Origin of the sequence: Lysinibacillus sp. A4 (assembly GCF_024919535.1) — a bacterium.
Lineage (GTDB): Bacteria > Bacillota > Bacilli > Bacillales_A > Planococcaceae > Lysinibacillus > Lysinibacillus capsici.
In genome coordinates this window covers 1-16865 of sequence record NZ_JANWTB010000010.1, presented here as the reverse complement: position 1 = coordinate 16865, position 16865 = coordinate 1, and the positions used below count along the sequence as shown (strand labels likewise).

Here is a 16865-nt window from a genome sequence, read left to right as displayed (position 1 = left end):
TTCAATCTAGTATATTCCCTTCTGAATATTTCTTCAAACTGCAAAACCCTCAAAATATTTACAAATTCTAACAGTCTAAAAAGGTTTAACCGTAGCATAAAAACTTTTCTGAGAGCTTTCCCCTTGAATGGAATTTATAGTATGCTGATTAAAAGGGAGGAGAGGGATTTTATGGTTAAACAATTGATTGTTGGGGATACAACACAGGAATTGGCTTCTACTCGTCGCATGCTGGAACGCTTGCCCGACGAGCATATGACATGGAGGCCACATGAGAAATCAATGACATTAGGAGGTCTGGCCACGCACCTAATCAATCTGCTAAACTGGCAAATGGCTATTTTACAGTACTCAGACTTTGATCTTTCCACCGTTCCGTTGCGCCGAGAGGCATTAGAAAAGCGAGCTGACATTCTGGATGAGTTCGATGCAAACGTAAAAAAAGTGGAAATGATGCTTACTGAATGTGATGAGAAAACGCTCGGAGAGGAATGGACGCTACGTCACGGTGATCATATTATTCGCCAGGAGCCCCGAGCCATTGCGTTCCGCAACTTCGGATTAAGCCACATGATCCATCATCGGGCACAGCTTGGGGTATACTTGCGACTTCTCGATATTCCAGTACCAGGCATCTACGGCCCCTCTGCAGACGAAGAAGCCTAGTAAACTACTTCCATGAATCGCTATTTAGAAAGGTATGAGGTGTTCGATTGACTAAGATAATGACGAAAACAGAACGATTAATTATTCGATTAATGGAAGAGGAAGATTACTCTTCTTGGCTAACGCAATATGAAAATCGTTTACCTTCTCAGCATAAATACGATGAAGGTAAATTAGATATGAGCATCTGTACGAAAGAATGGTTTGGTGATTTAGTTACTAAGCATCATCAGATGGCTGAGGATGATAAGGTGTATGTATTTGGCGTGTTTAGAAAAACAGATAATATGCATATTGGTTTTGTAGACTTTTCAACCATTATGAGGGAAGAATTTCAATGGGCTAGGATCGGGTATACCATTCATAATCATTTTTGGAGAAAAGGTTATGGTAAAGAGGCTGTAAAGGCAGCGATTGATCTAGCATTTGAAAAATTAAATTATCATCGAATAGAAGCTCATATAAACCTCGACAATACGGCATCTATAAAATTAGCAGAAAATGTTGGGATGCTTTATGAATGCACAAGGAAAGGATTCATATACGAGGACAACAAGTGGACTGATCAGCTGGTTTATTTTATAAATGCAGATGACATATAAAAGGGAGGAGCTGTATGTACGACATGGAGAACTCTTTAGAAGTGCAAAAGAAAGAGGATATAAAAATTTCGATTGTCATACCAGCCCATAATGAAGAAAAATACATTGGAAAATGCTTAGAATCTATTTTAAAGGCTTCCAAATCCTTTCAAAATCAAGTAGAGATTATTGTTGTTTTAAATCGCTGTACAGATAGAACAGAGGAAATTGCAAAATCGTATAATTGTATCTTACTAAAAAATAGCGATAAGAACCTTTCGAAGATTAGGAACGCTGGCGTTGATATAGCAAGAGGGGAAATCATCGTCACAATTGATGCCGATACACAGATGAACGAACATGTGTTATCGAAGGCAGTGGAGAACTTAAGCACAGGTAAGTACATTGGCGGGGGCGTTACAGGAAAGTTTGAAAGAATGTCCTTAGGAATTTTTGTTTCGGCTTTGTTATTAATCGGACCACTATTTTTAAAATATGGTGCAATTTCTGTAGGCATCTTTTGGTGCTACAAAAAAGATTTTCAAGCAATTAATGGATTTAATGAAAATATGCTCATGGCAGAAGATGCCGATTTTGCTAAACGATTAAAAGATTGGGGAAAAAAGAACGAAAAAAAATACGGAACAATTCAAAATGGAATGATCACTTCCAGCAGAAAATTTGATAAGCATGGAGACTGGGTTTTACTTAAACGTCCTAAAATGATCCTAGCATACCTTAAAGGTACAGATCAGAAACATGCGAATGAAGCATATTATGAAAATGAAGATAGATAAAAAGAAACCGTAACGTTAATCGAACAAGGATTAACGTTTTTTTGTTATCACACTAGCTGGAAAAAAGAAAAGAATTGAATAATTTTTTATAATAAATTATTCTTTATTACACCAATATTGATGATTCATTTTAGCGAAAGGATGGGGATTGATATAGCTGACGTCAATGTGTCAAACCCTAACAATCAGAATGATGAATAACTTTGAAGATTTAATAGAAAAAGAGTATGCCAATATAGCAGGCATCGCTATTAGAAAAGATAATCATTTAATTTACGAAAAATATTTTGATGGGTACACCCAAGATGATGCTTTGCATATAGCATCTGTCACTAAAAGTATCATCTCCATTCTTATTGGAATAGCAATTGATAAAGGATATATGAAAAATATAGAACAGCATGTGTTAGATTTTTTTCCAAATTATACAGTGAAACGTGGCGAAAAAACCATTCAAAACATCACCATAACAAATTTGTTGTCAATGACTGCACCCTATAAATACAAGTCAGAACCTTATACGAAAGTATATTCAAGTGATGACTGGGTAAAAGCTGCATTGGATTTGCTAGGGGGCAAAGGTAGTATTGGGGTGTTTAACTATTCTACCGTTGGCACACATATTTTATCAGGTGTTCTTACAACTGCCACTGGTCAATCTGTTCTTGATTTCGCTACAGAAAACTTGTTTAAACCTCTTGCAATCAAAGCTCCCACAAATACAACTATACAAAATAAAGAAGACTATTTCGCTTTTCTGAAGGATAAATATGTCACTGGCTGGATAGTAGATCCTAAGGAAGTAAATACCGCTGGTTGGGGACTTACGTTAACAACCCGGGATATGGCCAAAATAGGTCAGCTCTATTTAAATGGGGGTGTATGGAACGGTCGCCAAATCCTTTCTTCTCAATGGATAGAGGACAGCACTAAAGTACAAAGTCGATCAGGAAAGCTGACCTATGGTTATTTGTGGTGGATACTTGATGATTGCTATGCAGCTTTGGGGGATGGTGGAAATGTAATATTCATAAATCCTCAAAAGAAGATGGTCATTTCGATTGCTTCGCGCTTTATGCCACGTGCCAAGGATCGTGTTGAATTGATTAGAAAACATATGATGCCATTGTTTGAATAACAGCTAGGGATAATAAAAAATTATGGTAAATACACTCCATTTTGATCCTCTTCAATCAAAATGGAGTTTTTATATTGAATGAAGGGTATTAATGAATCAATTTTATCAATCATCCTTAATGGGCATAAAAGCATGTGAAAAATTACAAGCCATCCAAAACAGTTTTGGGGATCCGTTCAGCTTTGTTCAAAATGACATTTTTAAAATCAATTAAAGTTTCGCTTTATTGATCAAAATTTTTTTAAACTCACAAAAATACTTGCAACACCCATTGTAGTACTGTATAGTACTAATTATGACAAAGGTAAAATTAATGAATCAAAAACGTGTAATTGAAGTAGCTGCAACATTATTTTTAGAAAAAGGGTTTGCTTATACAAGCATGGATGAATTAGTTCGTGTAAGCAAAGTTTCAAAGTCTAATGTGTATTATCACTTCTCTAATAAGGAAGAATTGTTGGAAGGGGTCGTTGATTATTGGATTGAAATGTATCAATCTGCAATAGATGACTTACTATCTCAAAATCATTTATTAGTTGAAGATCGTATCAAACTGTTTTTAAAGCAAATAACACAAGGAGTTCAGACGAGAGAATATAAGGGGAGCTGTCCATTTATTACGCTTTATATTCAAAGTCCTACAAATGCCACAAAAGTAAAAGAAAAAATAGGTCTTTTTTTTAAAGGCTTACAAACGAAAGTTTCTCTATTCCTTAAACAAGGGGTAGAGAATGGTGAATTTAGAAAGACAATAAATATTGACGAGGTTGCATCTCTTTTTATTACAAATCTTGAAGGAGCGCTATTTATTTCAGAGACACTAGAGGATGCAACTGTAATCATGAAAACAGCAGATCATTTGTTTAACTTGCTTCGGTAAAAGAAGCATTTTTTTTACATCAAATTAGTACTAAACAGTACTACTAGGAGGATTTTTATGAGAACAGTATTTTTAACGGGTGGAACAGGTTTTATTGGAAAGCAATTAGTGAAGGAATTAGTCAAAGAGGATGTGAACATTCTTCTTTTAGTGAGGTCGAAAAGTAAAGCAACACAGATTTTTCAGGAAAGAGGCATCTTAAAAGAGGAAAATATGCACTTTATTGAAGGTGATTTAACGAAAATAGACTTAGGTCTAAGTGCTGAAGATAAGGAATTGGTATTGAAAACGGATGTGATTATTCACGCAGGAGGCTCCATGGATATTCAAGCGACAAACAAAGAGGCAACTTCTGTATTTTTGAATGGCGCCAAACATATTAGTGAATTCGCTAAAAGTATTCATCAATTGAAGGGCTTACAGCAATTTATTCATGTTGTAGGTTACATGAGTCCCTTTGATGATAATAATAGCAAGGTTACGATAGATGTATTTAAAGAAGGAAACAAATTTTTAAAAATAAAAAATCCATATGAGAAAACAAAATTTTTAGCAGATCTTTATATCCGTCAACAGGCATCAGCAGTAGGTTATCCGCTGTCTGTCATTAATCCGCCAACTGTGGTTGGTAGTAGTAAAACAGGGAGTACAGAGCAGATAGCAGGATTAGGTTTGCTTGTGACAAGTATGCGAAGAGGGCTCATGCCAGTGATTCCTGGAGATAAGGGATATAGGTTGCCACTGATTTCAAACGATGAGTTTGCGAAGTTTATTGTGCAGGTTTTCAGATTGGAGCAGCCGTCTATTCAAACATATACACTTGTTGATGACAAAGAGAACGATCCGAACATTGCTGAATTATTAGGTGTTATGTCGGAAAGTATGAATATGAGAGCACCAAAAATCTCTGTTCCAATGCCGCTTATGAAAACAATAATGAAAAGTGGAGTAAGTAAAATAACAAACATTCCTTCTGATGGACTGAATTTTATCACAAAACGAACATTTTCAAATGGTTCGGTGAAAACCATGAGGGGGGGAGATTGGTTTAAGAGGATGAGTGTCATGAACTTTTTCCCTGCCGTAGTAGCTGATCTGGATTATCGATTGATGTATCAAAATGGGGAGCATCATCATTTATTTGAGCGAACATTATGCGATAACAATACCCTTTACCAATTACACGGAGAGGGAAAACCGTTTATTTTATTACATGGTTTATTGAGTGATGGGGAGGATTTATTTCCTTTAGCGCTAGAGCTTCATGAAAAAACGGGTCAACCTGTATGGATCTTGGATCTTCCAGGTTTGGGACGTTCTCCTTTTAAACGAGAGAAAAATCTTTTAAATATCTATTTGAATGTAGTAAAAAAGTTATTGGAGAAAGCTACTAACGGCGCCCATCTAATTGGCCATTCATTTGGTGCGTATATTCTTTTGGAAGCATTAGTACAAAAGTACATAGATAAGAAGTATACAATTACTTTACTTCAGCCACCTATTACTAAAAAAAATGCTACATCGATAAATGTTCCTCAATTTATGAACAAATGGACATTGAAATTGGCAACTACTCATTTGATAGAGCGATACTTATTAAGTAATGGTTTATTTGAAAATACAGAGAGCATCCCTGAACATTATATTGAAAAACTAAGTAAAAGTTTTACTTCTCCTAGAATTTTAAATACTACCGTTCAGCTTAACACTTTACTATCGAAAAACGTTCAAGGTGATTTCAATGAAGTAACAACGTATAATCTTCACATTATTTGGGGGGATGCTGACAGAGGCTATTGTGCTCCTTCACATCTGGGTAAGGTTGATTTTGTTCCATATGGACATCATTTTCCTCTTAGCCATCCGAGTGAAACGGCTAATTTGGTCATAAAAAACAGTAATGAATTTGCAAAAGAAGCTAATATCTTGCTTCGGTAAAACTACTATTTGTCCTTTCTACAGGTAGCAGTGAAAACTACTGATATATTACAGTCGAAAAAGGATACACCTAACCAGTTGTCGAAATTTATTTGACGACTGGTTATTTAATCTTGTTCTTCAGAAGAAATTATACTGAACTTCCATGTTGTTTATTTTATAAGTAGTTAATCATACAATAAATCAAGTTGAAAAGGTAAATTTTGGTGTCCAAAACCTATGTGACCTTTTACATTCATTTTGTCTCACTATTATTAGTATACTTTTCAATGAAATATAACTTCCTATAATTTATATTATGTAAACTAAAATTATTTTGCGTGGAGGAGGGCCTTGATTCATCAACTACCCATATGTACAAGGACACAAAGATGTCTCATTTCGGGACACAAAGTACGCACATTCACAATTTAATGGAAAATTATAAAAATCTGGACACAAAGTTTACACACTTGTATACGGACAAGAAACTACAGACATTTTGGACAAGAAAGTCCAGACGTAAGATAATTCCCTACTTTTTGGACAAGAAACTACAGACAAACTCACAATTTCAAAAGCTAAAAAGGACAAGAAAGTCCAGACAGTTCATTTTTTAAAAAAATAAAAAGGACAAGAATGTCCGGACATTCTTACTTTTCCCTGTACATACTGTATTTTAAGTATTTACCACTAAATCAGAGTGATGTAAAACGCAGTGACATTCAGTCTCACGTACCTTTGGTCAACTCGATTGCTCTCACACAGCGCAATATGAAACCCTTTTATATTGGTTTATTCTTTCTTTACTAATTTTAATCTATCATAACCGTTTACAAATAAACAAAGTGTCTTATCTGCGACCCGTAAACTATAAGGAAAAACGAAGTTAATTATCACATAATCGTTCAATCGTTTAACATTTGCATAGTATAGCATTATATACACAGCATTTAAAACCACGTCCTTACTCAGGACGTGGTTAAAATATTTGAGATTGGAACATCAAATTACTTTATTATCACTTGTTACTCAACAGTTTAACGTCGGAAATCCGCATTTCGCTAGTGGTGCCCCTAATTTGACTGACTAAGCAATAGTTCAGGAAATAAATAATGTATGATATGCATAGTTAAACGTCGAGTCTCTCCTTTATATGGATAGATGTGCATATACATAGATGGATTAAAGTTGGCTTCAATAATTCCATAAGCATTTTTATTACCATTTTCAATAATCAAATCAATACCACAAATTTTAGCTCCCAATGAAGCTACTGCATCCACTGCTATTTTTTTATAATCATCAGGAATTAGATCCGTCACATTAATCGAGTCTCCACCTGTACTAATATTGGAATTTTCACGCAGAAAGATGATTTCATCCATTTTAGGAATCGAATTGACTTGATATCCTTGAGCTTTAAGCATAAGATTCTCTAATTCACCTAACTGGATAATTTCTAAAGGTGTCCGATGGTCTCTTCCTCTTAACGGGTTACGATTCTTTTGCATGACTAACTCTTCGATTGTATGTTTACCGTCACCTTTAACATTCGCAGGAACTCTTAGTAAAACAGCTTTTACTCGATCATTTAATACAAAAAATCGATATTCTGTTCCTTTTAGAAATTCTTCTACTAATATGGAAGAGTCTTCTTTAAATGCTAATATAATGGCTTTTTGATAATCTTCATAATTTGAGCCTTCTTTGAAGATTGATATTCCTAATCCATAGTTTGTTGTTTTCGGCTTCACAACAAAAGGTTTGGAGGAAAAGAGATCATAGCTACGTAGAGCCTGTTCAATTGTCTGAAATTCCTTCCCTTTCGGCACACGAAATCCATGTTGTTGAAGAATTTTCTTTGTTACTGTTTTATTTTCCATAATTAAAGTGGATACATAATTATCTTTACTTGTTATATTACCATTTTTTACATATTAAACATGTTCTTTTAATTTCAGCTTCAGAAATTGGTCTTGTCGATCCAAGATTTCTACTTGGATTCCTTGTTGGATCGCATCAAACATTAAAATCTGAGTAGACAACTCCATGTCAGTAAATCCTGCTAATTGATATGGCTTATCCCATGATTTTTTATAATTTTCTTTAGCAATCGACGTAGCCAATTGACGTTGACTGCATTTTTCACTTTCTTCAAAAAGTCTTCCAGCTAAAGTCTTACTTGGATCCATTAGCATTTCTTTCAGATGAACAAATAACGTATCTGAAATAGTCAAATTTAAAATTGTTGCTAAATGTTTCATCTCATCAATCATTTTTTTTGCTTCTTTTTCAAATTGTGTATGCTCTAATGGATGCTCAAGAGCCACTATATTATTGTAACATTCGCCTATTTTTACCCACTCATCACTATTTTCCCCTTCATCTTTCCATAGTAAATAAATTAAGAAAAGATGGAGAAATTCTGCTTGTTCATAGCTAATGCCGTATGTTTCAAAAGGATTTAAATCTATATTTCGCAATTCAATATATTTAATACCGTTATCCTCTAGTTCTGAAACATGATGTCCTCCTCTTAAACGGACAGGTGAATAAAATTCTCTTTCTGTTGATAGAAGCCCTCTTTTAACCATTGAAGAAAGGTCTGATACATAATTCTGTATACTACTATATGACACTTGAACATCTTTCGAATTCGTATAACCATATTTACTGCTTCTAATGCTTCTTACTACCTCATTCAATAAATTTTCTTCAAAGAAATTCTTTTCACTTCTAGGAGAAGCTCCATAAAAATAAGTAACTAACCATCGATAGTGCAAATAGTTTCTTGTAGCTTTTAGATAAATCTCTGTTTTAAAATGCTGATACTCTTTAATCTCCGATTGTGCGTTAAATAATGCTTGAATTAACTCATCGCCAAACTCGAAGTTAAAATGAACACCGCAAAGCATTTGTTTACGACGGCCATAAGAATTCGATAATGATTGTCGATATCGAACATTTTCAGCACTTTTCAATTTCGCCATTACAATATCTTCGTCTTTCTCTGGTAACTGTGGCGGCATGCTTAATGGCCAAAGCATTTCATTCTCACCCATAGAACGATAAGCAACATCATGGATTGCTGCTAAATAATCAAAAAGTTCGTTCAATGTATCAGTAACAGGTGTAATTAATTCCATCTGTAATTCTGAAAAATCCCGCTGAATATACGGATGGTCATCTTGTTGAGAAATACTTTTAGGATGATCCGTTTTAGCTAAATTTCCGGATAAATCTACTCGTTTACTTTCTTTTTCAATCCCATAATGAGCTTTTAATAAGTATGGTTTCACATGGTCATTAACTAACATTTTTTTATAATCCATTTTAAAAATAGCCCCCAATTTGCTCACCCCTTCAGCTGTTTCTTATATATTATTTAGTTACCTGCAATGCACGACAAAAGGAAATGATCGAGAATATCCACATTCTGCTAAAATGTGGATATAAAAGAAATTATCTTAAGTACTCCATATGGAAAGCGAAATGCTCCTCTAAAAAAGTTGCAATAAAGAAATAACTATGATCATAACCTTCAGCTTTCTTGTAATGTACTACCTGATTATTTTCCCTTGCATTCTTTAAAAAATTTGTTTCGTCTAATTGTTTTGGATAAAACTCATCTTGCATTCCTTGCGTAATGAGAATAGGCGGCATACCAGCTTCTTTGACCAGTTCTGACGCATCCCATTCTTTCCAGGAAGCTTTATCTTCACCTAAATAAGTTGAGAACGCATTTATTCCCCATTGGACTTCACTAGGATTTGAAATAGGCGAAAAGGCAGAAATCGCTTTGAATATGGTAGCATTTTTCATACCAATCACTAATGCGCCATGTCCCCCCATGGAGTGACCCATTATACTTTGTTCACCTGAATAATGAGGTATTAAAGATGTCGCAATGGCAGTTAATTCATCTACTATATACGTATACATGTTATAGTGCTTTGCCCAAGGATCTTGTGTCGCATTTAAATAAAAACCTGCCCCTTGTCCAAGATCCCATCCCTCATTATTAGCAACATTATCCCCACGTGGTGAAGTATCCGGAATAATTACTGCCACTTGATATTTTTCAGCTAATCTTTGAAATCCACTTTTTTGACTAAAATTATCATCTGTACAAGTTAAGCCAGATAGCCACCAAATTAGGGGGATTTTTTTTTCTTCTTTATTTGCTGGTAAGTAGATACTAAATGTCATATCACATTTTAAACTTTGTGAATAATGACGGTATTTATATTGCTCACCGCCGAAAGAGCGATGTTTTTCAATAAGTTTAAGACTCACTTTCTCACTCTCCATATGTTAACATCGTACGAATGGACTCCCCCTTATGAAGTAAATCAAATGCTTCATTGATGTCTGTAAAGTTTAAGTGGTGTGTGATAAACGAATCGATATCGATTTCACCATTCATATAATCATCAACCATTCCTGGAAGCTGCGTTCTGCCTTTCACACCTCCAAAGGCAGAACCACGCCATACTCGACCTGTTACTAGTTGAAATGGACGAGTATGAATCTCTTTACCTGCGCCTGCTACACCGATAATCGTACTTTCACCCCAACCTTTATGACAACATTCCAGAGCAGACCTCATTACTTCAACATTTCCAATACACTCGAAGCTATAATCTACTCCTCCATCCGTCATTTCAACAATGACTTCTTGAATTGGTTTATCAAATTTAGATGGATTTAGAAAATCAGTTGCACCCATTTTTTTAGCTAATTCATATTTATCCTCCTTTAAGTCAATAGCAATAATTCGGCTTGCTTTTGCTTGAACCAAACCTTGAATAGCAGCTAATCCAATGGCTCCTAAACCAAATACGGCTGTCACAGCTCCTTCTTGCACTTTTGCTGTGTTGTGTACAGCGCCAATCCCTGTAGTAACACCGCATCCAAATAGACCAACTTTATCAAGCGGCGCTTCTTTGTTAATTTTCGCTAAAGAGATTTCAGGCACGACTGTATATTCACTGAATGTGCTTGTTCCCATGTAGTGATAAATAGGTTCACCATTATATGAGAAACGAGTTGTTCCGTCAGGCATTAAACCTTTACCCTGAGTTTCTCGTACTGCACTACATAGGTTTGTTTTACCAGAACGACAGAATTTACATTCTCCACATTCAGCCGTGTATAGTGGAATAACATGGTCCCCAGGTTTTACTAAAGTAACTTCATCACCTACAGCAATGACTATCCCAGCACCTTCATGACCTAGTACAGCAGGAAATACGCCTTCTGGATCATCACCTGATAAGGTAAATGCATCTGTATGGCAGACAGAAGTATATAGAATTTTTACTAATACCTCTTTTGCCTTTGGTTCTTCAACATCTATTTCTACAATTTCTAGTGGCTCACCTGGTTTAAATGCCACAGCAGCTCTACTCTTCAAATGAATACCTTCTTTCTTTTCCTTACTAATAATTACTTTTCCCATGATTACACTTTATGATAAACTATACAATACTGACTTTTTTGTCACTATAAATGAAACATTAATAGTAAAGGGGTAACAATATATGGAAATCCATTATAAAGAAAAAACTTTTTTCACTGGCAAAGATTTGGCTTTATCCGTTATAGGCGGACGTTGGAAAATAGCTATTATATGGTGTTTACTCCAACAGTCTCCTTTAAGGTTAAGTGAAATACAGCGATACCTTCCCGATGTCAATCAACGTATGTTAATTAGACAATTAAGGGAATTAGAAGAAGATCAAATCATTGTTAGAGATGTATACCCTGTTGTGCCTCCTAGAGTAGAGTATCAACTAAGTGAAATTGGTTTACGCTTAGAACCTGTTGTAAATTCCATTTGTGATTGGGGAGATAATTTCAGAGAATTTTTGAAAGAAAATGCTGATAAAACTTCAGTTGAATAACGAGCTCACAAACGATTTTAAAATGAAAGCCACGAAACGCTGATATGAAGGCGTTTCGTGGCTTTTTGAATGTTCCCAAACAATTATTTTTGGTGATGAAAATTTGCATTTAGCACTATAAAATATATAAATAATTCTTCTCAATTAATATTTACATAAAATGTTTTTTTCGATTACCTAAAGTATGTTGCTTAATACGATGGTATTCCCCTATAAAAAATGCTTTTTTGTCCAAGGTCTTTTTTAAAGAAAATCCATTTACTTAGCCCTTAGACGATAATAAAAAACACAGGATAACTCCTGCTAAGACTACACATATTACAATATACTTCGTGGGTTAAGAACTATTGACTCATCTATAAATATTTTCGTTATTACCCAAGCCAGCCTGATTCTTTATCACTAGCAATATTCATAGTGCCATTAGTCAGCAAAAATAATAGCGGAAAAAAAGTAAGATATTTAATAATGGAGCTTGCTGGTGTGTAAATCCATCCGTATCTGGTAAAGCTAAATGTTGAATCATACAAATCGTTATGATAGTGGCAAATAGAAGCGTTACAATTTGACGTCAGCGACTCCCTATTAGCTAGTTATATTCGAGTGAAATTATTTAAAAGCTCATTAATGCTCTTGTACTCCCCAATTGTTAGAAGAATGGATGGAGCGTAAGGCTTGTTGTATGGAACACCTTTGATGTCTTAGGTGGTTATGTTGTATAAATACTTAACATTCAAAGAGCTAAAAATCGAATTAATATGGAATTTTACCGTACTTTCAAAGATGCATTTTTTTATAGAGATGAGGAATGTACATGTTTCGGAAAATACAATCAAATGAAAATAAGCCTATTTCTCAATCAAACGTAGAATTAAAAATATCAATAGAGTCTCTAAAAAAAGCCCTCGTTCAAATGGATGATGCTGAATTTGTCGAGCTTAACATTTCTGAAAATCAACACGTTGTTCTTATCTACATAAGAACCTTAATTGACCAAGAAAGATTAAATGAAAGCATTGTAAAACCTTTATCTAATTGTTCCAAACAGTCCATTCAAGAATGCTTTGTTCATTCAACAATAAACTCCATTTCTACTTTAAATGAAGCAAAAACGCAGCTGTTTACAGGATCTGTTGTGTTATTTGACACTTCGTTAAACCTTTGGTTCGCTATCCCATTAAAAAATCCCCTTGGACGTGCAATTGAGCCATCGGATACCGAAACCATCCTATTAGGAGCAAAAGACAGCTTCAGTGAACAGCTTGAACAAAATATTACGCTTATTCGGAAACGCATTCCAACACATGAACTGAAAACAGAGAAGTTCACCGTCGGTTCTTTAAGTGAGACAAATGTTGTCTTATTGTACATAGAAGGACTGACCAATCCAGAATTTGTTTCAATTGCTAAAAAGAAAATTTTGGAAATTAATTATGATCTCTTCTTTGAATCATCTCAAGTAGCTGCATTTATTGAGGAAAATCCAGACAGTATTTTTCCTCAGTTTCAGCAGACTGACCGACCTGATGTTGTTGCTTATTCTCTGGGAATAGGAAAAATTTCGATCCTGGTAGACAATACACCTTTTGCGCTGGTTGCCCCAATTACTATGTTTCATTTGTTCCAATCACCAGAGGATTATATTAATCGATGGGTCGTTGCGAGTTTTTTGCGCATCATAAGATATGTAAGTTTTATTCTTTCTATCACATTAATTCCCTTCTACGTGGCACTAACAACTCATCACTATCAAATGATTCCTTTACAAACGCTTTTCGTCTTGGTGGAATCAAGGAGCAAGCTTCCATTCACTCCTTTTTGGGAAGCATTTATAATGTTGATTTTTATTGAAATTATAAAAGAAGCAAGTTTAAGGATGCCAACAAAGACTGGTCAAACACTTGGGGTTATTGGGGGGATTGTAATTGGTCAAGCCGCAGTTGAGGCTGGTTTGGCTAGTAAAGTGTTAATTGTCATGGTAGGGATTTCAACTATCGCATCCTTTCTTGTTCCTAATTACCTTGTGACAAAGGCAAATTCATTAATTCAATTCATTCTTCTTGTGTGTTCTTCGTTTCTAGGGATTATAGGGATTGTTCTTGCGATGATTATCATTTTAGCTCACCTTAATGGATTATCTTCACTAAGGCAGCCATATTTATCTCCTGTAGCTCCTTTCTACGGAAAAGATTGGCTTGATTTATTCATTAGAGGGCCTTTAGTTAAAATGAAGGAACGGCCGGAACATCTTAAACCACTGAAGAAGAAAAGATATCAAGCTAGGAGATGAACTGATGGAAGCCCTTCAATTATTTAATAAGAATGAAACCTATAACGGGTTCTATATCATGTTGATGGTTAATCGCCTCCAATTACTTTACTTTTTCTTAATTATGCCGAGGTATTTAATCCATCCATATATGGTTTGGGTTATTATATTGGTCGGCTTATTGTCCCAACTAAACATTCTTCTTTTATCCAGATGGTTTTTAACCCGGTTTTCTAGCGACGGTTATAACGGATTTGTCCAATTATTCGGAAAAGAACTTGTACGTTTTCTTTCTTTGGTCGGTCTGTTCTTTATCCTGCTTAAACTTTTCGTTATTATGTTAGGCTTCACCGAAATAGTACAAATATTTATGTTTCCAGCTACAGATTCCAATTGGCTTATCTTTTTTATACTGTTGACTTGTTTGTATGTAGCTTGGAAGGGTGTTGGAAAAACGATACGTTTTGTCATAATTTCTTTTTTTTGTACATTTTGGATGTTCTTATTCTTTGTATTTTTCTTCTTTCCTCCAATAGCTCATCTCAGTGATTTGTACCCTATTATTCCAATGGAATTAACAAGGGATTCCTGGAAAGGAATATTATTAATATTATCTTCTTTTTCAGGGCCTGAATTTCTGGTTTTTTTAGGACCATGGTTTAAAGCAAATAATAGGACATTTCGTTATTTGTCTTATGGAAATGCGCTAACCGTTATAGAGTATGTAACCTTTTATATGGCATCCTTATTCTATTTCGGTTCCAATTATTTAAGCAAAACCCCATTTCCAATTGTCACTATGGCCCGTTACTTTCAAAATCCAGTAATTGAACGTATTGATATGGTCATGCTTGCCTTAGAATTATTTAACATCGTCTTTGCGGGATCAATTTTTCTTCTGTTTTTTTATGGAGCATCTAAAGTAGTTAACGAGAAAGTGTATAAACCTTCCAGTCGTATAGGCTTTTTTTTCAGTGTATTTATAATTTTTATTGGAATGTTACTTGTGAATGAATGGATTTGGAAGTCAGATGAAAAACAAGTTGTTTTACTTAATCTTCAAATTATTGCAGGAAGCTTAAGTTATTTTGCGGTTCCAATTATTATTATCGTAGCTATGAAGATAAAGGGAGTTCATAAACATGATACTACGAAAGAAGATTGCTAAAAAATTCTCAATTTTATTTATTGCAGTATGGTTAACTGGATGTGCCCCATTTACTGAAAATAACATTATTGAAGAGCTTGCTCCAGTCACATTTTTATCACTTCGTAAAGGGGATGAAGGTAAAATAAAAATTAGTACGATATTGCCTCCTCTAAGCAAAGAAAAAAAGAGTGTGATGACGCGAGAAGTAAGCTTAATAAAAGAAGGATTAATGGTCTTTAACTCAAACTTTTACCAGGAAATGAAATCTGGGCAAATGAGAATGCTGATTATTAATGAAGACATTGGTAAAGAAGGAATTATGTCCATTATTAATGTGTTATTAAATGATCCTGATATTTCTTTAAGAATTTATTTAGTTGTTGTAAAAGGAAATTTTGAAGGTTACTTGGAAAATCAATTGGATAAACAAGACAATCTTGATTACTCTTTTTACCGAATGCTGAAGCATTATGAGGAAAAGAATCAGGGCGAAATTAGCGTTGTTAATTTACATGAATTTAAAAATTTATTATATACGCCTTATTCAGATCCTTTCTTACCTGTATTTAAAATAGAAAATGACGCTATCAGTTATGAAGGTACAGCCCTGTTTCAAAATGATAAACTAGTTGAAATAATAACAACTTTTGATGATCGCATCTTCCAACTGTTAAAAGATGATTACTACTTATCAGTTCTGCCAATCCCAGATTTAGAAGTTGTTCTAGGTCATGTTAGGTCTAATACGAAAGTAGAGATCAATAATAGCTTGTCTACAATGACCTATACAGTGAATTTAGACTCGAGAATTGAAGAATACCGGGGAGAAAAGCAAATTTTTGAACCAAAGGAATTAGAAGATTTGAAAAAAGAAATCCAATTCAAACTTGAAAAACAAACACAAGAGCTAATAAAAAAGATGCAAGAATTAAAGGTAGATCCATTACAGCTAGGTATTCATACATTAAAACCTTTTTCAAAACCAATGGATGAAAAAGAATGGATTGAAATATTCAAGAAGATGGATATTAAGATTGATTATCAGTTAAATATTGTGCCTTTGACAGATTAGAACACAAACGGTAATTATAAAATAAAAAAACGCGCTCACTTCCAGCCTGCCCTCCTCCAATAACAACTGTATCTAACAGCTCTTTCATTTTTATTCCCTTTAAATTATTTGTAATTTGGAAGTATTTATCTTAAAAATAAAAACCAATAATTTTAACCCTATTGTTATTAAATGCTTATTTTGTTCTTAATATAAAAAATAAACCACTCTACTGAGTGGTTTCAGACTGTAGACAAAAGCCCTCGAGAAGTTCACTCTCAAGGGCTTTTATCATTTTTCTTCCTATGTCGTCTTGATATTTGGTCATACATTACCAAATACAACATACGCTTCGAGCATAGTTGCTCTCTTAAGCTACTTGCCACGTCCAAGTAGCCAGTTTCTTTAAATTCATGGCAGCAAAAGTAAGCATCGCCTGCATGGACAATTTTTTCAGACCTCTTAAGGTTGTCCATCGCATACCATGCTTTTCTTTTGCATCGGCAA

General features: G+C 34.5%; 14 protein-coding genes and 1 pseudogene. 11 read left to right on the top strand and 4 right to left on the bottom strand.

Features of this window, described 5'->3' with window-relative positions; translation table 11 throughout:
* Positions 1-171: 171 nt before the first annotated feature.
* The 7 genes from NY607_RS18375 to NY607_RS18345 all read left to right on the top strand — a co-directional run bounded on the left by NY607_RS18375 (position 172) and on the right by NY607_RS18345 (position 6000).
* Complete coding sequence (locus tag NY607_RS18375) at positions 172-666, top strand: DinB family protein (RefSeq protein WP_259420114.1); 495 nt, start codon at positions 172-174, stop codon at positions 664-666.
* A gap of 47 nt (positions 667-713) precedes the next feature.
* A complete protein-coding gene (locus NY607_RS18370) occupies positions 714-1268 on the top strand; it encodes a GNAT family N-acetyltransferase (RefSeq protein WP_259420113.1) in 555 nt (184 codons plus the stop codon).
* Between the two features lie 14 nt (positions 1269-1282).
* Positions 1283-2044: a glycosyltransferase gene (locus tag NY607_RS18365; protein ID WP_237900884.1), complete on the top strand. Its 762-nt coding sequence runs from the start codon at positions 1283-1285 to the stop codon at positions 2042-2044.
* A gap of 193 nt (positions 2045-2237) precedes the next feature.
* Complete coding sequence (locus NY607_RS18360) at positions 2238-3182, top strand: serine hydrolase domain-containing protein (protein ID WP_259420112.1); 945 nt, start codon at positions 2238-2240, stop codon at positions 3180-3182.
* A gap of 91 nt (positions 3183-3273) precedes the next feature.
* On the top strand, positions 3274-3396 hold the full coding sequence (locus NY607_RS18355; protein ID WP_256451370.1) for a hypothetical protein: 123 nt from the start codon (positions 3274-3276) through the stop codon (positions 3394-3396).
* Between the two features lie 99 nt (positions 3397-3495).
* Complete coding sequence (locus NY607_RS18350) at positions 3496-4062, top strand: TetR/AcrR family transcriptional regulator (protein WP_054550174.1); 567 nt, start codon at positions 3496-3498, stop codon at positions 4060-4062.
* A 57-nt stretch (positions 4063-4119) separates the two neighbouring features.
* Complete coding sequence (locus NY607_RS18345) at positions 4120-6000, top strand: alpha/beta fold hydrolase (protein WP_259420111.1); 1881 nt, start codon at positions 4120-4122, stop codon at positions 5998-6000.
* A 1055-nt stretch (positions 6001-7055) separates the two neighbouring features.
* On the opposite strand, the pseudogene gshAB reads toward NY607_RS18345, so the two are convergent.
* The 3 genes and pseudogenes from gshAB to NY607_RS18330 form a co-directional block, all read right to left on the bottom strand.
* A pseudogene (gshAB, locus tag NY607_RS18340) lies at positions 7056-9314 on the bottom strand (bifunctional glutamate--cysteine ligase GshA/glutathione synthetase GshB).
* Positions 9315-9444: 130 nt separating this feature from the next.
* Positions 9445-10278 (bottom strand): S-formylglutathione hydrolase, encoded by an 834-nt coding sequence (gene fghA / locus NY607_RS18335; RefSeq protein ID WP_036127947.1) that lies wholly within the window; start codon positions 10276-10278, stop codon positions 9445-9447.
* A gap of 4 nt (positions 10279-10282) precedes the next feature.
* Positions 10283-11398, bottom strand: coding sequence for an S-(hydroxymethyl)glutathione dehydrogenase/class III alcohol dehydrogenase (locus tag NY607_RS18330; RefSeq protein ID WP_024361769.1), 1116 nt, complete (start codon positions 11396-11398; stop codon positions 10283-10285).
* A 127-nt stretch (positions 11399-11525) separates the two neighbouring features.
* On the opposite strand from NY607_RS18330, the gene NY607_RS18325 reads away from it, so the two are divergent.
* From NY607_RS18325 to NY607_RS18310, 4 genes are all read left to right on the top strand, one after another.
* Positions 11526-11888 (top strand): winged helix-turn-helix transcriptional regulator, encoded by a 363-nt coding sequence (locus NY607_RS18325; protein WP_024361768.1) that lies wholly within the window; start codon positions 11526-11528, stop codon positions 11886-11888.
* Between the two features lie 808 nt (positions 11889-12696).
* The gene (locus NY607_RS18320; protein WP_082011613.1) at positions 12697-14178 is read left to right on the top strand and encodes a spore germination protein; all 1482 of its coding nucleotides are present in this window, start codon (positions 12697-12699) and stop codon (positions 14176-14178) included.
* Between the two features lie 4 nt (positions 14179-14182).
* Positions 14183-15325: a GerAB/ArcD/ProY family transporter gene (locus NY607_RS18315; protein ID WP_042737462.1), complete on the top strand. Its 1143-nt coding sequence runs from the start codon at positions 14183-14185 to the stop codon at positions 15323-15325.
* A complete protein-coding gene (locus NY607_RS18310; RefSeq protein ID WP_036125950.1) occupies positions 15300-16379 on the top strand; it encodes a Ger(x)C family spore germination protein in 1080 nt (359 codons plus the stop codon). Before NY607_RS18315 ends, NY607_RS18310 begins: the two co-directional genes overlap by 26 nt.
* A 349-nt stretch (positions 16380-16728) precedes the next feature.
* Here NY607_RS18310 and NY607_RS18305 read toward each other — a convergent pair.
* Positions 16729-16865: transposase (locus NY607_RS18305; RefSeq protein ID WP_259420056.1), on the bottom strand; the 137-nt coding region annotated here is incomplete at its 5' end.